Source organism: Kutzneria buriramensis (genome assembly GCF_003387475.1).
Taxonomy (GTDB): domain Bacteria; phylum Actinomycetota; class Actinomycetes; order Mycobacteriales; family Pseudonocardiaceae; genus Kutzneria; species Kutzneria buriramensis.
In genome coordinates this window covers 61,443-84,820 of the sequence record NZ_QUNO01000024.1, presented here as the reverse complement: position 1 = coordinate 84,820, position 23,378 = coordinate 61,443, and the positions used below count along the sequence as shown (strand labels likewise).

Here is a 23,378-nt window from a genome sequence, read left to right as displayed (position 1 = left end):
AAGGTTACGTAGGTTTCGGCCACGTACCGAGGGAGGCGTGCCCCGTGCTGTACGGCAGGTCCACCGCGCAGGCGTCGGTGCGGTCGCTGATCACCGTGGCCCGCGACGGCCGCAGTGGGGCGCTGACGCTGCGGGGTGAACCGGGGATCGGCAAGTCCGCGCTGCTGGCCTGGGCCGCCGACGAGGCATCCGAGGCGGGCCTGCGACTGCTGCGGGTGACCGGGATCGAAGGCGAGGCGGAGCTGGCCTTCGCCGGCCTGGTCCAGCTGCTGTGGCCCGTTCAGGACCGTATCGACGCCCTGCCGGCCGCACAGGCGGGCGCGCTGCGAGCGGTGCTCGGCTCCGGCCAAGCCGGCGGGCACGATCGTTTCCTCATGGGGCTGGCGGTTCTCACCCTGCTCGCCGATCTCGCCGACGACGGGCCGATCCTGTGTCTCGTCGACGACGCGCACTGGCTCGATCAGGCGACCACCGACGCGTTGCTGTTCGCCGCCCGCCGGCTCGCCGAGGAGGGCATCGCGATCCTGTTCGCGGCACGGGAGGAGGGCTTCGCCGCACCGGGCATCCCCGAGATCCCACTGTCCAGATTGGACGACGCGGACGCCGCGCTGCTGGTCGCCGAGCACGGTCTCGCCCTGGCCCTGCGCGACCAGGTGATCGCCGAGTCCGCCGGCAATCCGCTGGCGCTGATCGAGTTCGCGGCGGCCCAGCGCGGCCACCCGATCGGGCCGGTGCCGCTGCCGATCGCCGACCGGGTGCTCGCCACGTTCCGCGCCCAGATCAGCCGGCTGCCCGAACGCACCCGGCTGATGATGGTGATCGCCGCGGCGGAGGGCCGCGGTCATCTGCCGACGCTGCTCGGCGCGGCCGCCGCGCTCGGCGTCGGCCCCGGCGACCTGGCCGAGGCCGAGACCGCCCAGCTGCTTCGGGTGGACGGGAACACCGTCACGTTCCGGCATCCGCTGATCGCGTCGGCCGCCTACCAGGGCGCGGTGCTGGCCCGGCGGGTCGCCGTCCACCAGGCCCTCGCCGACGCCGCGCACGACCCCGACAGCCGGATCCGGCACCTCGCGGCGGCGACCATGGGCCAGGACGAGGAGGTGGCGGCCGAACTCGTGCAGGCGGCCGAGCGGGCCCGTCACCGGACCGCGTACGCCACTGCCGCCGGCTGGTACCAGCAGGCCGCACAGTTCACGTCGGTATCACGGAACCGGGCGGCCTGGCTGGGCACCGCGGCATCGCTGGCGTTCACCGCCGGCCACGCCGACCGGGCCGGTGACCTCGCCGAGCAGGCCGAACAGCTCGCCGACGGCCCCGAGGCGGTGGCCGAGCTGCCGCCGGTCCGGGCGGCCGTGGAGTTCGAGCTGGGCGAGCCGCGACGGGCCGCCCGGCTGCTGATCGAACGGGCCGCGCACGCCCATCCCGACCAGGCCGCGGCGATGCTGCGCACCAGCGCCGGCTACGCCTGGTTCTGCGGTGACGCCGACTCGATCCGCACCGCCGCCCGGATGTGCGCCGACATCGGCCGGCCGGACCTCATGGTGACCGGCATGGCGCACCTGGTCGACGACGACTACGCCCGCGGCCTGCCCGTACTGGCGGAACTCGTCGCCCAGGGCCGGTCGGCGGACGGTGCCGCACGCGCAAGGGCCATCTTCACCGGGATGCTCATCGGCGACGACGCCGCGACGCTCCAACTGGCCACCGCCGAGGTGGTGCGGTGCCGTGAACAGGGCCTGATCGCCGCACTCCCCCAGCTGCTCCAGGACCTGGCGGGGGCCCAGATCCGGGTCGGCCACCACCGGGACGCCGAGGCAACCGTGGCCGAAGCGGTGGCCATCGCCGAGGACACCGGCCTGCACCACCGGGTCGTACGGCTCAACAGCACGCTGGCCAGGGTCGCGGCGATCGAGGGCGACGAGCAGCGGTGCCGCCGGCTCGCCGTGGAGATGCCGGACGCCGGTGGAGCCGGCAGCCACGGCGCGCTGATCCTGCTCGCGCTGGGCCTCGGCGACTACGAGGCCGCGATCGACCGGTTCGAGGAGGCGCGACAGGGGCCGGGCCGGCACACCACGGTGATCATGGCGGCCGCCCCCGACCACGTCGAAGCCGCCGTCCGGCTGGGGCAGCCCGAGCGGGCCGAGCAGTCGCTACGGCGGTTCGAGGCGTGGGCCGAGGCCGGGCGGCAGTCCTGGGCCCGCGCCGTCGCGCTGCGGTGCCGCGCGCTGCTGGGCGACGACGAGGAGCCGTACGAACGGGCACTTCGGTTGCACGCACAGGCAAATCGCCCGTTCGAACGGGCCCGAACGGAGCTTCTGTACGGCGAATGGCTGCGCCGCGTCCGGCGTCGCAGTGACGCGCGTCACCCGCTGCGGTCGGCGATGGAGACGTTCGAACGGCTGCGGGCCGCCACCTGGGCCGAGCGCGCGCGGACCGAGCTGCGGGCGACCGGGGAAACCGTTGCGGTGGCCCGGCCCACGGCGGCGAACCTGCTCGATCGGCTGACGCCGCAGGAACTCCAGGTCGTGCGGCTGGCGGCCGACGGCGGCACCAGCCGGGAGATCGCCGCCGCGCTGTTCCTCAGCCCCCGAACGGTCGAACACCACCTTTACAAGGCGTATCCCAAACTGGGGATCGCCTCCCGCCGCGAACTGTCCAGGTTGGACCTGTCCGCGTCGTGACCTGTCGGGCACCTGACGGAGTCCGGCCGTGGTGGTGGAGTCACGCCGCCGGGCACTGCGATAAACGTCTCCATGGGTACATTCGAACGACAGAGCCTGGCGGAGCTGTTGGCGGTCGAGGCGGTTCGCCAGTGCATCGTGCGCGAGCGGTGGGCGCGCGACACCGGCGACTGGGACTCGATGGCCCAGTTCTACTACCCCGACACCATCATGGCCGTCGGCTGGACGACGTGCAGCGGCGCGGAGTTCATCGAGCACACCAGGAAACTGGCCGCGATCGGTGACCGCGGCAGCGGCCTGCACCAGCTCGGCCCCATCCAGGTCGAGGTGAACGGCAACCGCGCCGTCGCCGACCTGCCCGCGCAGATCGCCATGCCGGTCGAGATCGACAAGACCGAGATGACCATCCTGGTGTGGGAGCGCATGACCTTCCGCGTCGAGAAGCGCCAGGACGACTGGCGCATCGTGGAGTTCCGGGCGGTCTACATGCGCGACACGCTCGTGCCGGACCACGTCGGCGACGTGATCACCTTCGACGAGGAGCTGCTGGCGTCGTGCCGGCCCTCCTACCGCTACACCCAGTACTGGTCCAACAAGGCCGGCTGGGGGAACCACCCGGACCGGCCCGGCCTGGACCGGCCCGACCTCATCCGCGCCGTGTACGCCGCCAACGACGCGTGGCTGCGCGGCGAGTGAGTTGACGACCGGCCCGGACCGCCGTTTCGTCCACAGTGGAGCGACGGCCGCCGAGGACGGAGCCGGGACCGACGTGGGCATCATGCTGAAGGGAAGTTGAGATCGTGACCGAGGTGGTTGACGTCCACCGGCAGGAATCCGCTGCCGGAACACCGGTTCGGCCCCTGGCGCGGCTGCTGGCCAGCGCCGGCGCCTGGACCGACGAGATGATCGCTGGGTACGGGATTCCCGTGCAGGACACGCCGATCGCCACCGTGGGTGGCGGGATCGGCTCGTACATCCTCGCCGACTACCTCCGCGTCGCCGGCGGCGTCCCCACCTCCGGCCTGCGGGTGGTCTCCAACCTGAGCCACCCCTGGCAGACCTACGAGCGGCTGGCGAACTCGTCGCAGATCTCGCCGACCGACCGGATCCGCTCCGACTCCGCGTCCCGGCCGGACAACCTCTGGGGTTTCCCGTCCTACGCCCTCCAGGAGGCCATCCGGGACCGCAGCCTGGGCCCGCTGGCGCACGTGTTCGTCGAGCCGATCTTCGACGACTACTACACGCCGCGGCTGGGCGACGTGATGAAGTCCATCGAGCGGGAGGCGCGGCGGATCCGCTACTGGGACATGCTCGTCCGCGGCGACGCGCAGCTGGTGCGCAAGCGGGTCGGCGGCGGCTACTACGTGCTGTTCGTCGACGAGCGGCAGGAGGACCCCCAGCCGATGGCGCTGCGGGTGCGGGACGTGCACCTCGCCGTCGGCTACCCGGGCCTGAAGTTCCTGCCCGAGCTCCAGGAGTTCCGCGAGCGCAAGAACGACCACCACCGGGTTGTCAACGCGTACGAGAACCACGAGCACGTCTACCACGCCCTGCGCCGTCGCCCCGGCACGGTACTGGTCCGCGGCGGCGGCATCGTCGCGTCCCGGGTGCTGGAGCGGCTCATCCTGGACCGGCAGCGGTACGGCCAGCCGACCCGCATCATCCACCTGCTGCGGACCTACGTCACCGGTTCGCACGGCCCGCACCCGTGGGCCCGCCGCTCCGGCAAGCACGGCTTCGCCTACCAGGGCTTCAACTACCCGAAGTCGGTGTGGGGCGGCCAGCTGAAGGCGCGGATGGCGTCGCTGCACGGCAAGGACCGCGCCGACGTGTACGAGGAGATCGGCGGCACCACTACCGCCTACCGGCGGGAGTGGCAGCGGCAGCTGCGGACGGCCCGCGAGGAGGGCTGGTACCACGCGGTCTGCGGCACGATCAGCGACCTCCAGGACACCGGTCCCAAGCTGACCGCCCGGATGCGGGTGGAGCAGGGCGAGTTCGAGGTGGAGCCGGACTTCGTCATCGACTGCACCGGTCTGAACGCCGAGGTGACCGAGCACCAGGTGCTGCGGGACCTCCTCGTGCACGGCGGCGCGCAGCTGAACCCGTTGGGGCGCATGGACGTCAAGGGCAGCTTCGAGCTGATCGGCGCCGACAGCGGCCCGGGCCGGGTGTACGTGACCGGCGCGGCGTCACTGGGCGGCCCGTTCCCGGGCGTGGACACCTTCCTCGGGCTCCAGATCGCGGCGCAGGAGGTCGTCGACGACATCGCGCGGCGCGGGCACTGCCGTCACCTGGGGCCGATCGCGTCGACGTTGGAATGGCTGCGCTGGGCCACCGGCCGGCAGCTCTGAGAGGAGAGTGAGATGGTTCCGACCCTGTTCGGCCGGATTCAGACGCGATTGTGGCTGCTGGCCGTCGTCGGCGCGCTGGTCACCGCGGCGCTGACGCCGGTGCTGCCGATGGACGCCCCGCTGGCGGACAAGTACCAGGCGACGTTCGTCGTGCTCGGCGCGGTCGCCGTCATCGGCATCGCGTGGGAGCTGCTCTACCACCTGCTGATGCAGTGGCGCTGGGAGAAGGACTGGCCGACGATGTTCGGCCTGTTCACCGGGATCCCCGAGGGGCTGCTGGTGGGCTACCTCGCGACCCAGGGCTGGCTGCCCTTCCTGCCGGCCGCGGTGGCGCCGGCCGCGTTCGTCATCCACTTCACGGTGGTGTGGCTCGTCGTCTGGCTCGTCGCGAACGGCCCGATGCGGGTGCCGTTCATCCGCTGGCGTTTCCGTGGTGGGAGGTTGCTGTGAAGAATCTGACTGGCCCGAGCCCGAGCATGCGGCTGCGACCGGGCAACGGCGTGCTGGCGAGGCACGAGGACCTCGTCCTGCTGTGCGAGGTGCCGCCCGGCGCGGAGGACAGCGTGCGCAGCATTCTGGCCGAGGCGAAGGCCGCCGCCGGCACCGCCCAGCCCGGCCGGCATCTGCTGCGGCACCTGGTGAAAACCCTGACGGCGTCGGTGGACTCGTTCCCGTCGCTGTGCGCCTTCGGCGCCGTCGACGACGGCATCGCGGTCGCCGTGCACGGCAACGCCCGGCTGCGCGTCACCATGGAGGACGGCGAGCTGCGCCTGGACGGCCAGGACGCGGTGACCATTGTGGACCGTCTGGTCGCCTCCCCGGTCATGTCGATCACCGGCGAGATCGGCGAGGAGATCCCGGGCTTCTGCTCGTGGAGCGAGCTCACGTCCGGAGTCGTGCGGGCCGACGCGCTCCAGTACGGCACCGTCGACGAGACGGAGCCCGAGGACGCCGAGGCGACGTCCGCCGAACCGCCGCCGCGGGTGGAATCCGGCGACGACGAGGAGGAGGACCCGGCCCCGCCGGAGGAGGACGCGGACTCGCAGATCGTCGGCGTGAGCTGCTCGAAGGGGCACTTCAACGACCCCACCGACCAGTACTGCGGCGTGTGCGGCATCGGCCTGACGCAGGCCGGGCGCAGCCGGGCCCGTATGGAGCGCCCGTCGCTCGGCGTGCTGGTGCTCGACGACGGCATGTCCCTGCCGCTGGACAAGGACTACGTGCTCGGCCGCGAGCCGGAGGCCGCCTCCGGCGTCGAGGCCGGCGAGGTCATGCTGCTGCGGCTGGCGGATCCGCTGGTCTCCGGCGTGCACGCCCGGATCCGGCCGCAGGGCTGGGAGGTCAAGCTCTTCGACGAGGGTTCGTCCAACGGCACCTTCGTGCGGGAGCCCGGCACGGACTGGTGCGTCCGGGTGCCGAGCGGCGGCCATGTCGTGTTGCGACCGGGCGCCGTCGTCACCGTCGGCCATCGCCAGTTCCGCTACGACTCCCACCGCAGGCCCTGAGGACGTGACGCAATGACCAATCTGATGATGCTTTTCGACATAGCGGTCATCGTGCTCGCGGCCAAGCTCGCGGGCGTGGTCGTCCGCAAGCTCGGGCAGCCGGCGGTGGTCGGCGAGATCGCCGTCGGCGTGCTGTTCGGCGCACTCCTGCAAAGCAACCAGGTCACCCGCGTGGTCCTGTCGGGAGACGTGCGCACCGCGCTCAACGCCGTCGCGACCGTCGGCATCGTGCTGTTCATGTTCACCGTCGGCCACGAATGGGACCACCGGGTGCTGCGCGGCAACGGGCGCAGCGCCGCCGGCATCGCCGTGGGCGCGACCCTGCTGCCGTTCCTGCTGGGCGGCGGGACCGCGATCTGGCTGGCGGCGAGCCAGTACCACCCGGCGAACCCCGTGGTGTTCGTGCTGTTCGTGGGCACCGCGATGTCGATCACCGCACTGCCGGTGCTGGCCCGGATCGTCATCGACCGCGGCCTGTCGACGACCCCGGTCGGCCGGATGGCCGTCGCGAGCGCCGCGGCGGTCGACGTCGCGGCGTGGGTGGTGCTGGCGGTGGTCGTGTCGCTCGCGAGCGGCGTGTCGTCGTGGCACATGGTGCTGCTGGTGCCGTTCGTGCTGGTGCTGGTGTTCGTGGCGCGGCCGCTGCTGTCCCGGGCGTTGTCGCGGTGGACCGGCAACGGCGGGTTCGGGCTGCTGTTCGTGGGCCTGTGCCTGTGCGCCGCCGCCACCGAGTGGTTCGGCACGCACGTGGTGTTCGGCGCGTTTCTCTTCGGCGCCATCCTGCCCGGCCGGGACAACCCGGTCGTGCGGCGGCACGTGGACGAGGTCGACCGGTTCACCCGGGGCATCCTGCTGCCGGTCTTCTTCGTCATCGCCGCGATCAACGTGGATCTGTCCGCCCTCGGCACCGCGGGCATCCTCGAGCTGCTGCTCATCCTCGGGGTCGCGGTCGCCGGCAAGGTGCTCGGCGCGTATCTCGGGGCCCGCACCTTCGGCATGGAACGCGGGCCGGCCCGGGCCATCGCCGTGCTGATGAACGCCCGCGGCGTCACCGAGCTCGTCGTGCTCCAGGTGGGCTTGCAGATCGGTGTGCTGGACACCCGGCTGTATTCGATCATGGTGATGATGGCGCTGTTCACCACCGCCCTCACCGGCCCGCTGCTGACGCTCCTGCAACGCCGGCACGGCCCCATCGGCCGCCTCACCTCGGCGCCGCTCGAGGTCGAGGTGCCGGCCGCCGCACACGTCGGGTAGGCCCGTAGGGAACGCATGACACGGCACTCGGCCGCTCCTCCACCGGAGGAGCGGCCGAGTGCTTTGTCGTGCCGGCGCTACATCTTCTTCCGCATGGACATCGACGTCACCTCGTAGCCGCTGCGGCGGTACAGGGCGATCGCCGCCTCGTTGTCCCCGACGACGTTCAGGCCCAGCGCCGTCTTGCCCTCGCGGACGATGAGAGCCTCGGCGGCCGCGAGGATGGCGGTGCCGTAGCCGGCGCGCCGGTACGGCGGAAAGACGTTGATGTCGTACAGCCAAGCGGCGGTCGCCGTGTCCACGGGTTGCGCCGGGTCCGGGCCGACCCAGGCGTTGCCCACCGCCTCGCCGAGCTCGTTTTCGGCAGTCAGCAGGTGATGGCCGGCCGTGTCGAGGCCGTCGGGCAGGAACCTCGCCGTGCCACCGCGGACCCGCTCCCGCGCGGCCTGCTCCGGCATCACCCTGCTGAGCGCGCGAACCGACTCGGCCTCACGATGCTCGGTCGCGGCACGGTACTCCGCCGCGGTCATCCTGCGTAGCTTCACCTGTTGTACGGCCATGCCGCCATCCTCGACCAGTCCCCCGCGGCAGCGCCACTCGGTTACGAGCGCACGAAAAATCGGCCGGTTGCGGCCCTCCGAGGGAGGAGTCGCAACCGGCCGAGCTGTCGGTGCCGGGTGGTGCTCAGGTCACCAGGACACGAGGCCGAACGGGGCGGCCTGGCCGCCCTGGCCGAAGGGCTCGAGCTGGAACACCTGGTGGTCCTCGATGTGGGTCAGCAGGCCGTTCGGGTTGACCTTGAACGACTGGAGCGCGCCGGTGACCGAGTTGAGCTGGTACAGGTAGTTGGTGTCGTGGCTCAGCACGAGGTCGGTGAGCCCGTCCTTGACCACCTGCTTGCTCGCGTCCTTGCCGTCGGGCGCGTCGGCGTGCGGGTACAGGATCTGGAGGCTGTCGTTGTCCCCGACCCGGTAGGCCGTGATGGCGCCGCCGCCGAACGCGCTGGTGGCGTAGGCCGTCTTCTGGTCACGCGTCACGACGATCCAGCAGGTGTCGGTCTGGCCGTCGTTGATGGTGCCGTTGATCGCCTTCAGCGAGTTGTCCGAGTTGAGGTGGTACGACACCGCGCCGCCGCCGCCGGGGTTGGCGGTCGCCCCGTTCTGCTCGGTCATGAGCAGCGTGCCGTCCTTCAGGAAGTTGAAGCCGTACGGGCCGGCGCCGCTCGGGTCCAGCACCTTGCGCTCACCCAGCGTGCCGTCGAACCGGACGTCGAAGGTGTCGATGGCGCCCTTGCGGTCCTTGGTCTGGCCGGGGATGTTGGCGATGCGCTCGGTCACGATCAGCGTCTTGCCGTCGGGCGTGAAGGTCACCTGCGCACAGCCGGACATGGCCCGCCCGGACAGCGCCCGGGTGGAGTTCTCGATCGGCATCAGGTTGCCGGCCGGGGTGACCCGGAAGCCGGTCACCGACGGCATGTCGCCGGTGGTGCAGTTCTCCAGCAGGTCGTCCGGCCCGAGCACCAGCCGCCGGTCGGTCTCGCCGCTGTTGAGGACGTACAGCATGCCGTTGTTCACGGTGAGGCTCACCGGACGGTTGCCGCCGGACGGCACCTGGGTGATCAGCTCGAGGCCGCCGGCCTCGACCCGGAATACCGAGATCGTGTTGCTGCCGGCGTTGGTGACGAACAGCAGGTCTTCCTGGTCGATGTTCTGCGTCGGCGAGGCCTCGCCCTTGGCGCTGCCGAGCACGAGCCCGTGCGCGGAGTCCTCGAACTTGCCGCTGCCCTGGCCGCCGGTCGGATAGCGGCCCATCTCGGTCAGCGTGCCGTCGGGCTTACGCAGGTACGCCACCACCACGTTGGAGATGGCGTCGTTGGACTGCACGTACACCGCTCCCTGCCGCAGGTCGCCGGGCACCTGCTGGGGCGCAACGGCCTGGGTGGCGAGGCCCTGCTGCGGGGCCGTCGTGGTGGGCGCCGCCGGCTGCTGCTGGGCCGGCGCGTTGGTGCGGGCCTGGTCGGCGACCGGGGCTCCGCCGCCCCGCAGGAAGCCCGAGGTGATCAGGGCCGTGGCGGTCGCGACCACGACGGTCAGGACCACGGCGAGCACGACGGTGAGCGATCGACCGCGCCGCATCCGCTTGGGCGGCTGCGGCACCGCCCACGACGGCGGGGCCGACGAACCGCTGCTGGAACCCGCGTTCGGCAGCGGCGCGAAGGCCTGCGGCTGTCCCTGGGGAATATCGGAGTGTTCGTTCTTGTCTGCCATGGCAATGATCTCCTCGTTGTTTCCGCACCGACGGCGCTGGTGTCGCAGTGCCGTCGCCGGCACGGTCACGATGACCGGCGTGCGTTGTCTCGTGGAATCAACGTGACATCACGGCAACCGAGCGGAAAGCGACGCCGACAGGCTTTGTCAGCTCGGCCGCCACGTGCTGGAACGCCAGTGCTCGACCGGCCCATGTGGACTGATCCCGGGTCGTAGTCTGCCGGCCCGCCGGACCATCCCGGCCGACACGGCGCGGTGGTCCGTCAAGTCGGGGACTTGACGGACCAGGTCCGATGTTCGTCGTACGAAGGCCTTGCTACGGCAGCATTTCCGGCATGACCAGTTCAATCATCGACACGACCCCGCTGTTCGAGCTGCGCGCCGACATCCGGGTCTCGGCCACGCCGGAGCAGACCTACGCCGTCGTCAGCGATCTGGGCCGCAGCGGAGAGTGGAGCCCCGAGTGCCTCGGCGGCGAGTGGGTGTCCGGCGAGCCGGCCACCGTCGGCGCGGTCTTCCGCGGCAAGAACCTGCGCGCCGACGACGTGGTCGGCTGGGCGCCGCTGGTCCGTGGCGTCTGGCACACCGAGTGCCGGGTGACCGCCGCCGAGCCCGGTCGGACGTTCCAGTGGATGATGCTCACCCACGCCCGTGACGACCAGGAAAGCGTGTGGGGCTTCGACATGGAGCCCACCGACGACGGCTGCGTGCTCACCCACCACTTCCGGATGGGCAAGGCGACGGCCGGCATTCACAAGATCGTGGCGGACCTCGACGAGACCGAGCGCAAGCGGTTCATCGTCGAATGGACCGACAAGCTGGCCCAGGACCTCACCGACACGCTCGAGCGGATCAAGGTCGTCATCGAGCCCCGCTGACCACCGAACCTGCCGTATCTGGACGAAAGGCGACGCACGTGAAGAAGAACACGCGTCAACGCGCCGGGGAGCCGGCATGACCACCGACAACCTCGAGATCTGCGTCGTCGGCGCGGGGCCGCGCGGCCTGTCGGTGCTGGAACGGTTGTGCGCCAACGAACGGCGGTCACGGTCGTACGCGGAGGTGACCATTCACGTCGTCGACTCGGCCTCGGCCGGACCGGGCGCCGTGTGGCGCACGGACCAGTCCCGCCTCCTGCTGACCAACACCGTCGCGTCGCAGATCACCGTGTTCACCGACGACAGCGCCCAGATCGACGGCCCGATCGAGCCCGGACCGAGCCTGTACGACTGGGCGAAGAGCCTCGCGCTGCTCGGCGAGCCGGAGAACTACGACCGGGAGATCCTGGCCGAGGCCCGCGCCATGGGGCCGAACTCCTATCCGAGCCGCGCCTTCTACGGCCACTACCTGCAGGACGTGTTCCAGCGCATCGTGGCCGGCGCCCCGCACCACGTCACGGTGCGCGTGCACCGCTCGCGGGCCGTCGCGATCGCCGACACCCACGGTTTCGCCGGCGGGCCCCAGGGCGTCCGGCTGGCGAACGGCACGCGGCTCGACCATCTCGACGCCGTTGTGCTGGCCCAGGGCCACGTTCCGGCCCGGCTGTCCTCGCACGAGGCACGAACGGCGAGCCTGGCGCGCATCCACCACCTCAACTACGTCACGCCGGCGAATCCGGCCGACGTGGACCTCAGCGCGATCCAGCCGAACCAGGCCGTGCTGATGCGGGGGCTGGGCCTCAACTTCTTCGACTATATGGCGCTGCTCACCATCGGGCGCGGCGGCGAGTTCGTCCGTGAGGACGACCGCCTGGTGTACAAGCCGTCCGGGCGCGAGCCGAAGCTGTACGCGAGCTCCCGCCGCGGTGTCCCGTACCACGCCAGAGGCGAGAACGAGAAGGGCGCCTTCGGCCGTCACACGCCCCAGGTGCTCACCCCCGCGCGCATCGCCGGCCTGCACGAGAAGGCGGTCACCGGCGGTGGAGTGCGGTTCGACACCGACGTGTGGCCGCTGATCGCCCGGGAGGTCGAAGGCGTCTACTACCGCACGCTGCTGGAGTCCCGCGGTCTCGGCGTCGCCGGCCGGAACCTCCACGACGACTACCTGTCGTTCCCGATCGGGCACGACCCGGGCGAGCTGCTGGACCTGTACCGCGTCCACCAGGACGACCGCTGGGACTGGGAGCGGGTGTCGAGCCCGTACCTCGGGCGGCGGTTCAGCAGCCGGAGCGACTACCGGGAGTGGATCCTGGAGTATCTGGCCCGCGACGTCCGGCACGCGCAGACGGGCAACGTCAGCGATCCGGTCAAGGCGGCGCTCGACGTGCTGCGGGATCTGCGCAACGAGATCCGGCAGGTCGTCGACCACGGCGGCCTCGCGGGTGACTCGCACCGCGACCACCTGGAGGGCTGGTACACCCCGCTCAACGCGTTCCTGTCCATCGGCCCGCCCGCCTCGCGGATCGAGCAGATGATCGCGCTGATCGAGGGCGGCGTGCTGGAGCTGCTCGGTCCGGGCACGCGGTTCCGGATCGACATCAGCACGCCGGTGTTCGTGGCCGAGTCGAACCTGGTGCCCGGCGACCCGATCCGGGCGACCACCCTGATCGAGGCCAGGCTGCCGGAGCCGGACCTGCGCCGCACGGACGACCCGCTGCTGCGGCACATGCTCGACACGGACCAGTGCAGCCCGTACCGCATCCCCGGCGCGGAGGGGACCAACTACGAGACCGGCGGCCTCGCGGTGACCGCCCGCCCGTACCACGTCGTGGACGCGGCCGGGAAGGCCCACCATCGCCGGTTCGCGTACGGGGTCCCGACCGAGTCGGTGCACTGGGTGACGGCGGCGGGCATCCGCCCCGGCGTGGACTCGGTGACGCTGGGCGACTCCGACGCGATCGCCCGCGCCATCCTGCACCTGCGGCCGGTTTCCCAGGCGGAGCCGCTGGACCTGTTCGACGGCGCCGACGAGATCGACGTCTACACCAACGGGGTCATCGTGTGACGGTGTGAGGGCGAGCCGGGTGTTCACCACGAACACCCGGCTTTTCCTTGTGCCGTAACCGACGAACAGAAACGGGGACCGTGGCTGCTGCCACGGTCCCCGCTTCCTTCCGGGTCCCAGCGATCGGGGGTGGGTGGGACCCGGCGGGAGAGGAGGGGCAGGGAGCTCTGCCCCTCCTCCGGCTCACGATCCGCCGGTCAGCGACGGCGCCGGCCGCGCCGCCAGCAGCCGCGTCACCATCCGGGCGATGATGCGGTCACCGGACGTGCTGAGCACCGATTCCGGGTGGAACTGGAGCGACGAGAAGAACGCTCCACGCGTCGCGTGCACCTCGTCGGTCGCCTCGTCGCGGCACACCTCGACAGCGCCGACGCCGGCGCTGTCGAACAGGTTCTGCCGGCTGCGCGCGGCGAAGGTGTTGTAGAAGCCCACCGACTCCCGCTCGCCGAACAGGTCGATCTCCTTCTGCACGCCCTGGTTCGGCACGTCCCGGCGGGCCAGCTCGAGGCCGAGCCGCAGGCTGAGCACCTGGTGGCTGAGGCAGACCGCGAGGAACGGCTGCCGGGTGGCGAGCAGGGTGTCGATCGCCGAGTGCAGGTGGGCGATCTTGGGATGGCGCACGTCCCGCGGGTCACCCGGGCCGGGGCCCATGATCACCAGGTCGTGATCGGCGAACGAGTACGGCTCGTCGAACCGGCGCACCGTGACCGACAGGCCGAGCGACCGCAGCTGGTGGTCGAGCATGGCGGTGAAGGTGTCCTCCGCGTCGACGACCAACACCTCCCGACCGTCCAGAAGCGGTTGCGGCCGCGCCCTTTCCTCCCCCTCGGCGAGCCAGAACCCAGCCAGCGCGTCGTTTCGACCGCGCAGCGCGGCGCGAACCCTGGGGTGGTCGCTGAACCGGACGGGCCCGGCCTCGTCGATGGCCGCGAGCAGACCGGCCGCCTTGGCCCGGGTCTCGGCCACTTCCGACTCCGGATCGGAGTGCCGGACCAGCGTGGCGCCGACGCCTATCCGCATCCGACCGGCCGGGTCGATGTCGGCGGTGCGGATGAGGATCGCCGAGTCCAGGGTGCGGCCGCCGGCGTCCCGGCCGATCAGCGCGATGGCACCGCTGTAGTAGCCGCGGCCGGCCGGCTCGTACCGGCTGATGACGCGGCAGGCGCTTTCCAGCGGGCTGCCGGTCACCGTGGGGGCGAACAGCGTCTCCCGCAGGATCGTGCGCGGATCGCGGCCGCACCGTCCCGTGATGAAGTACTCGGTGTGCGCGAGCCGGGCCATCTCCTTGAGGTACGGGCCCACCACGCGCACGCCGCTGTCACAGATCCGGGCCATCATCTTCAGCTCTTCGTCGACGACCATGTACAGCTCGTCGGTCTCCTTGCGGTCGGCGAGGAACGCCATCACCTCGGCCAGGTTCGGCCCGGCCGGCGGATACCGGTAGGTGCCGCTGATCGGGTTCATCACCGCGTTGCCGCCGCGCAGGCTGATGTGCCGCTCGGGCGACGCGCCGACGAACGTCCGCCGGCCGGTGTGGACCACGAAGGTCCAGTAGGCGCCGTTCTCCCGTTCGAGCAGGCGCCGCAGGAAGGTCAGCGCCACCCGCGGCGTGTAGCCGGTGATCTCGGCGGTGAAAGCCCGCTTGAGCACGAAGTTCGCGCCCTCGCCGCTGCCGATCTCGTCGGTGATGATCTTCCGCACGGTCTCGGCGTACGTCGCGTCGTCCACGTCGAAGTGGCCGTCCGCCAAGGTGATGGGCTCGTCCGGCAGCCGGCGCATCGCGTCGGACATCGCCAGCAGGCCCTGCCTGGCAACGGTCATCGCCACCAGCGGCGAACCGTCGTCGACGCAGACGAACCCGCGCTCGGCGACCTGCTGGTACGGGATGACCACCAGCACGTCGTGCCGCTGCTCGCCGCCGCCGTCGACCTCCGCGACCGGCACCTCGGCGAGCGTGGCCGGCGTGGACACGTCGCCGATGAGCACCTCCAGCGTGTCCGGGCCGTTCGCCTCCGGGCGGTACAACACGGCGAACGGCGGCGGCTCCGGCGCGAGGACCTGCGCCAGCAGATCCTCGCCGATCTCTTCATTCATCGCGGTTTCCCTTCAGCGCGGACCGGTCAGGACGGTGTCGCTCGCGGACGCCGTCAGCTGGCCGACCACTCCCCCGGTGGTGTTCACGACGGCGCAGCAGCTGGCCGCGTAGTCGACCGTCCGACGGTGGTGGTCGGCGGAGAAGTCCGCCACCGCGTCGGCGACCAGGAACGTCTGGATGTCGTTGGTGTACGCCTCGATCGCCGTGGACAGCACGCCGACGTGCGCGTACACCCCGCAGACGATCAGCTGGTCCAGGCCGCGCTCCTGCATCCGCTCCAGCAGGGACGAGCGGAAGAAGGCGCTGTAGCGCCACTTGGTGATCATCCAGTCGTCGGTCTCCGGGCTGACCTCGTCGACGATCCACCGGTCGGCGGGATCCACCCGCATGCCCGGTCCCCAGAAGTCCTTCAGCAGTCCGCGCTGCCGCTCGGTCATGCCGCCGGGCTGCGCGGTGTAGGCCACTTGAACGCCCAGCCGGCGGCAGGTGTCCCGCAGCCGCGCCACATTGGGCACGAGCGTGGACACCGGCTCCTGACCGGCCGGGAACGGCTGGAGGAAATAGCGTTGCATGTCATGGATGAGCAGCACGGCTCGGCTCGGATCCGCGGTCCAGTCCGGGATGGCGGCCGGCAGATCGGCCTCGGCCGGCATCGGGTACGGCGGAATGACGGGTATGCCCACGGTCTTCTCCTCTGGTGTCAGACGCCGAGCGTGGCGCCGCCGTCGACGGTCAGGCTGTGCATGGTGATGTGCCCGGCCCGGTCGGAAAGCAGGAACGTGATCGCGTCGGCGATGTCCGCCGGCCGGGCGAGCTTGCCGAGCGGGATGCCGACCTTGTACGACTCGAGCCGGCCGTCCAGGGTCGCCCGGCGGTCGGCGTCGTCGCGGAACATCGAGCTGAGCATCGGGGTGTCGGTCGAGCCGGGGGCGACGACGTTGCACCGGATGCCATGCCTGGCCACCTCAAGGCCGAGGCACTTGGTGAACGCCGTCGCCGCCGCCTTGGACGCCGCGTAGGCGGACATCGCCGCGCGGGCCGTGCCGGCGGCGTTGGACGCCACCGTGACGATCGCGCCCTTGCCGCGCGGCGCCATCCGGTTGACCGCCGCCCGCGACATCAGGAAGACGCCGGTCGTGTTGACCGCGAAGGTGTCCGCCCACGCCTGGTCGGAGAGGTCTCGCGCCTCCCCCATGCGCAGCACCCCGGCCGCGTTGACCAGGTACTCGATCGGGCCGAGCTGGCGCTCGACCGCCTCGACGACGGCCTCGACCTCCGCGGCGCTGGCGACGTCGGCGGGAAACGCCTCGGCCCGCAAGCCGTACACGGCGAGCTTCGCCACGACGTCGCGGGCACCGTCGGCGTCCCGGTCGACGGCCGCGACCACCGCGCCTTGTTCGGCGAGCACGCGCACGACCTCGGCGCCGATGCCGCTCGCCGCGCCGGTGACGATCGCGACTCTTCCGTCCATTGTGATCCTCCTAGCGACAGTCATCCTTGCCACGCGGTCACTGCGTGGACGGCCTGCGACGGGTTGAGGCGGGGGTCGCAGAAGCTGGTGTACTTGGTGCCGACCTCGGTCAGGTGGGACTCGCTGCTGACGCATTCGGTGACCTCGTCCGGCGTCGTCTCCAGATGCAGCCCACCGGGAATGCCGCCGCCGGCGCGGACGGCGGACTGGAACTCCTCGACCTCCCGGACGACCGTGTCCATCAACCGGGTCTTGAGGCCGTCGGGCGCGGTGATGGTGTTGCCGTGCATGGGATCGCAGAGCCAGACGACCGGATGGCCGGCGGCCTTCACGGCCCGCACCAGCGGCGGCAGGAGGTCGACCACGCCCGCGGCGCCCATCCGCGCGATCAGGGTGAGCCGGCCGGGCGCCCGCTCGGGGTCGAGCCGCTGGCACAGGGCGAGCAGTTCGTCCCGCTGCGAGGAGGGGCCCACCTTGCACGCGACCGGATTGACCACCCGGGAGAGCAGCTCCACGTGGGCGCCGTCCAGCTGGCGGGTCCGGTCGCCGATCCAGGGCCAGTGCGTGGACGTGAGCAGCGGCCGCCCGTCGCCGCCGGCGCGGACCATCGGGATCTCGTAGTCCAGCAACAGCGCTTCGTGGCTCGTCCAGACCGGAGTGTCTATTATGGACAGCCGCGACGCCCCCAGCCAACCGAGGTGCCCCATGGCGTCGCTGGCGGCCCGGTAGCCCATCAGCAGCCGGTCCGGGTCGGGCCGGCGGCCCTCGGGGTCGGGTTCCGGCGAGTTGACCAGGTGCCCCCGGTACACCGGGAGCTCCAGGTCGCCGACCCGCTCGGTCGGACTGGACCGGGGCTTGGCGAACTGGCCCGCGATCCGGGCCGCCCGGACCACTGGCTTGTGCGTGATCATCTTCATGGTGCCGGCGAGCACGTCGAGCAGGCCCGCCTTGCGGGCCACGTAGCCGACCACGCACTCGGCGGGGTCCTCCGCGCAGTCACCGGCCTGGACCACCGTGGCCTCCCCGGCGGCTACGCGCGCCAGCATGCCGCGCAGCCGGTGCGTGTCCGCCGCCGAGACGAGCGCGGGCCGGGTCGCGAGTTCCTCCCGCACCCGCCGGATCCGCGCCCGGTCCTCCCATTGTGGTTGCTGCGCGGCCGGTTTCCGCCGAACATCGAGCAGTGCTTCCACTGGTGTCTCCCATTACCGTCGGCCCCTGTGAATCCAGAAGGGCGTGCCGTTGCTCTTTCTTTCAGGAAGTCGAATACCGCACCGGCCGGGCCGGCCCGCGTCTCCGCGACAATCCGACCGACAGCAGGACGATCACCGCCCCGACGCCGATGATTCCCGCGATGAGCGCGGCCAGATCGGCCAGATCCGGCAGCAGGGACGGAAGGTGGACGCCGGCGGCACTGCCGAGATTGAGCATCAGGTCGTAGAGCGCGATGGCGACCGACTGCCGGGCGCCGGCGGCCGCGCCGACCGTCTGGACAATGGCGGGACTGACGACGGAGATACCCATCACGAAAACGAGCAGCGCGGCGCCGAGACCGACGGCACTGTCGACGAACAAAGCGGCGGCGAGCATTCCGACCCCCGCGACGACGAATCCGCCGGCGGCGCGCAGGAGCGCGGCGACGGCGCCGAGCACGGGCGCGAGCAGCACGGTGACGAGCAGGCCGGGCAGGGCACTCGCGCGCAGCGCGAGCATCGCGCCGTGGTCGGTGACCAGCTGCCCGGGGCCGTAGAGCTGCACGCCGGTGTAGATGCCGGTCAGGCTCCCCGCCACGACCAGCGCGACCAGGTACAGCGGAATCAGCCGCCGCAGCCTGCTGGTGCCACGCGGCGGAGCGGCGGCCGGACGGCCGCCCGGGCCGGGCAGCAGGACCTTCCACGCGATCACGGCGCCGATCACGAGCACCGGCGCGGTGAGCCAGAAGACCGAACGCCAGCCGAAGCCGGCCGTGAGCAGTTGCGCCTGCGCCTGGCCGGCGACCACCGTCCCGCCGAGCGCGCAGGACACCGTCGTCAGGGCCAGCGGAATCCGCCGAGAGGGGATTCGGGCATTCAGATAGGAGTACGCCATGGGAAGGAAAGTGCCGGCCAGAAACCCCTGTGCCGCCCGCAGTGCCGAACCGCCGCCGAGGCCGGTGGCGATCGGCACGAGCGCGGTGACGAATGCCATCAGGACAATGCTGCCGGTCATCAACACGCGTATGTCATGGCGTTTGGACAGGTAGCCGCTCGTCAGTGAGCCCACCGCGTAGCCGAGCGCGAACGCCGACGTGGCCCAGGTCGCCGCCTCCTGGGAAATGTGCCATACCACGCCGATCTGCGGCATCAGGGGAATCGTCACGTACATCTGGCCGACCACCACCATGCCGACGAGCGCCAGCGTCGCCACGGTGCGACCGAAAGGCGCACCGGTGGTGTCGCCCCCATTGGTGATCATTGCGACCTCGCAGGTGAATCGGATTCCACTTCTGCTGCCGGGCAAGGCCATTGAATGTCCAGAACATCCCGACCGCCAGAATGCGCGGCCAAGGTCGTCAGGTCGGCGATACTCCATCAGGTCGCCCGACCTGACTCACTCCGAACCGATTGGCGTGCGCGGGCGGTGAGCGGACCGCTACCGTCGAACGTCCAACGGTGGACTGAGCGAGGGAGCCATGGTCTGCAAAGACAACGGCCTGGTCCAACTGGTCGCGGAGGGCGTCGCGCCGTGGCTGGACGGTCTGTCCCAGGAGGTGATCGCCTCCGGCCGGCTGACCGAACTCGTCAGCAGCGCCACCCTGCTCGGCGTCACGTCCAATGTGGACGTCTTCGGCGCGGCGGTGACCGGCGACCGGCGCTACCGCGACCAGTTGACCCTGCTGGCGCGGCAGGACGTCTCGGTGGAGCTGGCGACGAGGTCGCTGTCCGCGCACGACGCGCGGCTGGCGTGCGCCGAGCTGTGGCCGGTCTTCGTGACCAGCCGCGAGGTCCACGGCCACGTGTCCGTCGACCTGGATCCCGCGCTGACCGCGGCGGTCGAGTCGACCGTCCGGGGCGCGGTCGAGCTGACGCGCCTGGTGAACCGGGCGAACCTGCTGGTCAAGATCCGCGCCACCGACCAGGGCGTGCTGGCCATCCGGGAGTGCCTCGGCATCGGGATCGGCGTGCACGCCTCGGACATCTTCTCCGTGCGCCGCTACGGCGAGGTCCTCGACGCGTACTTCGACGGGCTGGAACGCGCCGTCGCCGCCGGGCTGCGGGCGTCCGGCATGGCCATGATCACGTCGATGCCGGTCGGCCGCATCGACGCGGAGTTCGACGCGCAGTTGACGACGGTCGGCGCGGCGGCCGCATGCTCGGTTCGCGGCCAGGGCGCGCTCGCGGTCGCCCGGCTGGCCTACCAGGCGTACGAACAGCGGCTCGGCACCGAGCGGTGGCGCGCGCTCAGCGTGGCCGGGGCGCACCCACCCCGTCTGATGTGGACGGACACTACCGTGGCCGACCCGAAGCAGTCACCCACCCGCTATGTCGACGAGTTCGTGGCCTGGGGCACGGCGAGCGCGATGTCACTGTCCACACTGGACGCCGTGGTGCTGGGTTCGGACCTGCGCGGCGACACCCTGACCGGCCAGCACGAGCACGCCGCCGCGGTGCTGGACGAATTCGGCCGGCTGGGCGTCTCCCACTCGGCGGTGGCGGACCGGCTGGGCGAGACCAGCGCGCACCGGCAGGCCCAGAGCTGGCGCAGACTCCGGGAACAGGTTGCGGCCCAGCTCAAAGCCGTGCGATGGGCGTGCCCGTAGCCCCGTGTCCGACGGTGGACACGGGGCCACGGGACGCGGGGCCTACCTGGTGGCGGACGCCGGCTCCGCGCGCGGGAACGCTCCGCCGGTGAGGCGCACCATCGGCGCCGCCTTCACGGCCGTCTCCTCGAACTCGCTCTCCGGATCGGACAGCGCGATGATCGCGCCGCCGACCCCGTAGCGGGCGCGTTCCGGCGTGACGACGACCGTGCGGATGACCACGCTCAGGTCGGCCGTCCCGTTCAGCGAGAAGTAGCCGATGGCACCGGAGTAGACGCCTCGGGCGCCGCCCTCGATACGGTCGAGGATCTGCATCGTGCGGACCTTCGGCGCGCCGGTCATCGATCCCGGCGGGAAGGCGGCGCGCACGCAGTCCACCGCGTCGTGGGGCGCCCGGAGCTTCGCCCGGACCGTGCTGACGAGCTGGTGGGCCGTCGCATACGTCTCGACCTTGAACAGCTCGGGCACCTCGACCGAACCGATCTCGGCGCACCGCCCGAGATCGTTGCGGGCCAGGTCGACGATCATGAGGTTCTCGGCGCGGTCCTTCTCGCAGGTCGCCAGGTCCGCGACCAGCGCGCGGTCCTCCTCCTCGGTGCCGCCGCGCGGCCGGGTTCCCTTGATGGGCCTCGTTTCCGCGACCCGGTCGCGGTCGACGCGCAGGAACCGCTCGGGTGAGGTGCTGAGCACGGACACGTCGCCGAAGCTGAGCAGCGCGCCGAACGGCGCCGGACTCGTCCGCCGGAGCAGGCAGTAGCCCAGCCAGGGATCGACCCGGTCGGCTTCGATCATGTTCGTCAGGCACACCTCGTAGGTCTCGCCGGCGGCGATCTGGTCCTGGCAGTGGTCGATCAGCCGGAGGTACGAGTCGTGGTCGTGGCGCAGACGCAGGCGACCGGACCGTGCCGGCGGGTGCGTCCAGCCCGCCGGCCGCCCCACGAGGTCGGTGAGCCGCTCGGCGGTGTCGTCCAACCACTCGTGGGCGGCCCGCTCATCGCCGTCCTCGGCGAGCGCGAGCACGAACGTCGTCCCGGTGTGGTGGTCGAGCACCAGCGCGCGGTCGCTGAACACCATTGCGGCGTCGGGCTCCTCCGCGCGGTGCACCCGGTCGCCGCCGCACTCAGCCTTCAACTCGTAGCCCAGATAACCCACCCAGCCGAGCGCGTAGTCGAACGGCAGGTCGGGCGCCTCGGTGCGGATCGCGCGCAGGTCGTCCGCCAGCCAGGTCAGGAACTCCTCACGGACGATCCGCGTCGAGCCCGTGGCCGGCGAGCGAACGGTGACCGCGCCGGCGAAGACATCCGCCGACGCGACCCGTCCCAGCGGCCCGCTCGCGTCGCCCATGATCGAGAACCGCCCCATCGGGCCGCCGGGTTTGTTGCTGTCCAGCCAGTACGCGTGCCCGCCGTGGCGGAACAGCTGGTCGAACGCGAGCTCGCCGTCCCACCTCGTAGGCAGGATCCGCGTCAGCACACGGAGTCGGCGGGTCGTCGTGCGACCGCCCCGATCGCGGAGCGGTGGTGCCACAGCCGGCGCTCGACGCCGGCGCCGTGCGGGCGCGCCGGTTCCCTCGCACAGCCGCCGGAAGTTCGCAAGCAGTTGCCGCCCATGGGAACCGCCGATGGACTCGGGATGGAACTGCACGCCCCACAGCGGCCGTTCCCGGTGCCGCAGCCCCATGAGGACGCCGTCACGGGTCCAGGCGGTCGGCTCGAGCTCGGGCGGCAGCTCGGTGGCCGCCAGCGAGTGATACCGGACCACCTCGAACTGGGGCGGCAGCCCGGCGAACAGACCGGTGCCGGTGTGCCGGATCGTCGAGACCCGGCCGTGGTACGGCTCCGGAGCCCGGACCACCCGGCCACCGTGCACCGCGGCGAGCCCCTGGTGGCCGAGGCAGATGCCGAGCACCGGCACGTCGGCGTCGCGCAGGACGTCCCGGCAGATGCCGAAATCGGCCGGCCGCTCCGGGTGCCCGGGCCCCGGCGACAGCACCACGCTGTCGAAACATTCCAGGTGTCCGGGCCGCCATCTCGGGTCATTGTTGACAACGACCTCGGGCTCCACGCCGTTCACCTCGGCCAGGTACTGGAAAAGGTTGTAGGTGAAGGAGTCGTAGTTGTCGATGAGCAGTGTTCGCACGAATGCTCCCTGATCACATGGAAACGCCGGCAACCTCGATCAACATGTGCTCGACGCTGACGTCGCCTTCCTGAATCACCGCGGTGCGCAGCACGCGCAACGACTGACCGTTCTCCTCGGCGCCGCGGAGCAGGCCGGCCATATCGCCCCTCGTGCTGAAATGAAGCAGGATGACGCCGCCGGCCGTGAGCCGGCTCGGCGCTTCGGCGAGGAACCTGCGGTGCGTCCGATAGCCGGGATCCACATAGGCGCGTTCGTGCGCGTTCTTGTATTCGTATCCAGCCGGCGCGGCCACGTAGTTGGAGCTCCAGAAGATCACGTCGAAACGTTCACGCTGGTCAAGCTGATCGAAAAGATCGCTGTGCGTCGCGGTGAGCCGGTCGCCCACGCCGTGCCGGGCCGCGTTCGCCGCCGCGTTCGCAACAGCGGCCGGATTGACATCGGTCGCGACCACCCGGTCACAACCCGCCAGCGCGGCGGACACCGCGATGATCCCGGTGCCGCAGCCGATCTCCAGAAAGGAGCCGGCGCGGGGCAGGCCGTGCGGCTCCCCCAGGCCGAGGAACTCGAGCGCCGCCCCCGTCGACGGCGAATAAATCGGGGCGAAAACGTCGGGCAGCAAATCCCACTCACGCCCGCACATGGTGAACACGGCCGGCCGGTCGACCCGAGCACGCGCGAGACGGCTGCGCTCCAACGAACGCAGGTAGCTTGTGACAGCCATCATTAGACCCCTCATTACCCCGAATGGTTGACCCTCGCCGAGTCGGCGACCGCTATGCCCCAGTTTTCCCCGCCGGACACAGCTCAGGAAGGTCGTCCAACACCACATCTGGCGACCGGCGACGGTGGCCCAACCACCGGGCACCGGCC

The 23,378-nt window shown here is 71.1% G+C and carries 18 protein-coding genes; 9 read left to right on the top strand and 9 right to left on the bottom strand.

Translation table 11 applies throughout. The features are described 5' to 3' along the window. The first annotated feature begins 44 nt into the window (after positions 1 to 44). The 6 genes from BCF44_RS47640 (at position 45) to BCF44_RS47615 (ending at position 7,794) form a co-directional block, all read left to right on the top strand. Positions 45 to 2,681, top strand: coding sequence for an ATP-binding protein (locus BCF44_RS47640; protein ID WP_116181186.1), 2,637 nt, complete (start codon positions 45 to 47; stop codon positions 2,679 to 2,681). Between the two features lie 72 nt (positions 2,682 to 2,753). Beyond that, on the top strand, positions 2,754 to 3,377 hold the full coding sequence (locus BCF44_RS47635; RefSeq protein ID WP_116181185.1) for a nuclear transport factor 2 family protein: 624 nt from the start codon (positions 2,754 to 2,756) through the stop codon (positions 3,375 to 3,377). 104 nt (positions 3,378 to 3,481) lie between these two features. Then, the gene (locus tag BCF44_RS47630; RefSeq protein ID WP_211353576.1) at positions 3,482 to 5,035 is read left to right on the top strand and encodes an FAD/NAD(P)-binding protein; all 1,554 of its coding nucleotides are present in this window, start codon (positions 3,482 to 3,484) and stop codon (positions 5,033 to 5,035) included. Between the two features lie 12 nt (positions 5,036 to 5,047). Next, positions 5,048 to 5,485 (top strand): hypothetical protein, encoded by a 438-nt coding sequence (locus BCF44_RS47625; protein WP_116181184.1) that lies wholly within the window; start codon positions 5,048 to 5,050, stop codon positions 5,483 to 5,485. Beyond that, positions 5,482 to 6,540 (top strand): FHA domain-containing protein, encoded by a 1,059-nt coding sequence (locus tag BCF44_RS47620; RefSeq protein WP_147328946.1) that lies wholly within the window; start codon positions 5,482 to 5,484, stop codon positions 6,538 to 6,540. The genes BCF44_RS47625 and BCF44_RS47620 overlap by 4 nt, the downstream gene beginning before the upstream one ends. A 12-nt stretch (positions 6,541 to 6,552) precedes the next feature. Then, positions 6,553 to 7,794, top strand: a complete 1,242-nt coding sequence (locus tag BCF44_RS47615) for a cation:proton antiporter (protein ID WP_116181182.1) — start codon at positions 6,553 to 6,555, stop codon at positions 7,792 to 7,794. A 77-nt stretch (positions 7,795 to 7,871) separates the two neighbouring features. Here BCF44_RS47615 and BCF44_RS47610 read toward each other — a convergent pair whose 3' ends face one another. Then, the gene (locus BCF44_RS47610; protein ID WP_211353575.1) at positions 7,872 to 8,354 is read right to left on the bottom strand and encodes a GNAT family N-acetyltransferase; all 483 of its coding nucleotides are present in this window, start codon (positions 8,352 to 8,354) and stop codon (positions 7,872 to 7,874) included. A gap of 129 nt (positions 8,355 to 8,483) precedes the next feature. After that, a complete protein-coding gene (locus BCF44_RS47605) occupies positions 8,484 to 10,061 on the bottom strand; it encodes a lactonase family protein (RefSeq protein ID WP_116181181.1) in 1,578 nt (525 codons plus the stop codon). A 335-nt stretch (positions 10,062 to 10,396) separates the two neighbouring features. On the opposite strand from BCF44_RS47605, the gene BCF44_RS47600 reads away from it, so the two are divergent. After that, the gene (locus BCF44_RS47600; RefSeq protein ID WP_116181180.1) at positions 10,397 to 10,939 is read left to right on the top strand and encodes an SRPBCC family protein; all 543 of its coding nucleotides are present in this window, start codon (positions 10,397 to 10,399) and stop codon (positions 10,937 to 10,939) included. Between the two features lie 76 nt (positions 10,940 to 11,015). After that, positions 11,016 to 13,004 (top strand): FAD/NAD(P)-binding protein, encoded by a 1,989-nt coding sequence (locus BCF44_RS47595; protein WP_116181179.1) that lies wholly within the window; start codon positions 11,016 to 11,018, stop codon positions 13,002 to 13,004. Between the two features lie 183 nt (positions 13,005 to 13,187). Here the strand turns inward: BCF44_RS47595 and BCF44_RS47590 are convergent, their stop codons facing one another. From BCF44_RS47590 to BCF44_RS47570, 5 genes are all read right to left on the bottom strand, one after another. After that, on the bottom strand, positions 13,188 to 15,098 hold the full coding sequence (locus tag BCF44_RS47590; protein ID WP_116181178.1) for an anthranilate synthase family protein: 1,911 nt from the start codon (positions 15,096 to 15,098) through the stop codon (positions 13,188 to 13,190). Between the two features lie 12 nt (positions 15,099 to 15,110). Continuing rightward, on the bottom strand, positions 15,111 to 15,782 hold the full coding sequence (locus tag BCF44_RS47585) for an isochorismatase family protein (RefSeq protein WP_281283248.1): 672 nt from the start codon (positions 15,780 to 15,782) through the stop codon (positions 15,111 to 15,113). 17 nt (positions 15,783 to 15,799) lie between these two features. Beyond that, positions 15,800 to 16,570: a 2,3-dihydro-2,3-dihydroxybenzoate dehydrogenase gene (locus BCF44_RS47580; protein WP_116181177.1), complete on the bottom strand. Its 771-nt coding sequence runs from the start codon at positions 16,568 to 16,570 to the stop codon at positions 15,800 to 15,802. 20 nt (positions 16,571 to 16,590) lie between these two features. Then, the gene (locus BCF44_RS47575) at positions 16,591 to 17,760 is read right to left on the bottom strand and encodes a 3-deoxy-7-phosphoheptulonate synthase (RefSeq protein ID WP_211353574.1); all 1,170 of its coding nucleotides are present in this window, start codon (positions 17,758 to 17,760) and stop codon (positions 16,591 to 16,593) included. Positions 17,761 to 17,821: 61 nt separating this feature from the next. After that, on the bottom strand, positions 17,822 to 19,021 hold the full coding sequence (locus BCF44_RS47570; protein WP_170218143.1) for an MFS transporter: 1,200 nt from the start codon (positions 19,019 to 19,021) through the stop codon (positions 17,822 to 17,824). 217 nt (positions 19,022 to 19,238) lie between these two features. Between BCF44_RS47570 and BCF44_RS47565 the strand changes: the two genes are divergently transcribed. Then, a complete protein-coding gene (locus BCF44_RS47565) occupies positions 19,239 to 20,366 on the top strand; it encodes a transaldolase family protein (protein WP_116181175.1) in 1,128 nt (375 codons plus the stop codon). A 42-nt stretch (positions 20,367 to 20,408) separates the two neighbouring features. On the opposite strand, the gene pabB is transcribed toward BCF44_RS47565, so the two are convergent. Both pabB and BCF44_RS47555 read right to left on the bottom strand, forming a co-directional pair. Further along, on the bottom strand, positions 20,409 to 22,505 hold the full coding sequence (gene pabB / locus BCF44_RS47560; RefSeq protein ID WP_116181174.1) for an aminodeoxychorismate synthase component I: 2,097 nt from the start codon (positions 22,503 to 22,505) through the stop codon (positions 20,409 to 20,411). Positions 22,506 to 22,518: 13 nt separating this feature from the next. After that, positions 22,519 to 23,229 carry a 50S ribosomal protein L11 methyltransferase gene (locus BCF44_RS47555; protein ID WP_246016235.1) on the bottom strand — a complete coding sequence of 237 codons (711 nt, stop codon included), beginning with the start codon at positions 23,227 to 23,229 and terminating at the stop codon, positions 22,519 to 22,521. Positions 23,230 to 23,378: the final 149 nt, after the last annotated feature.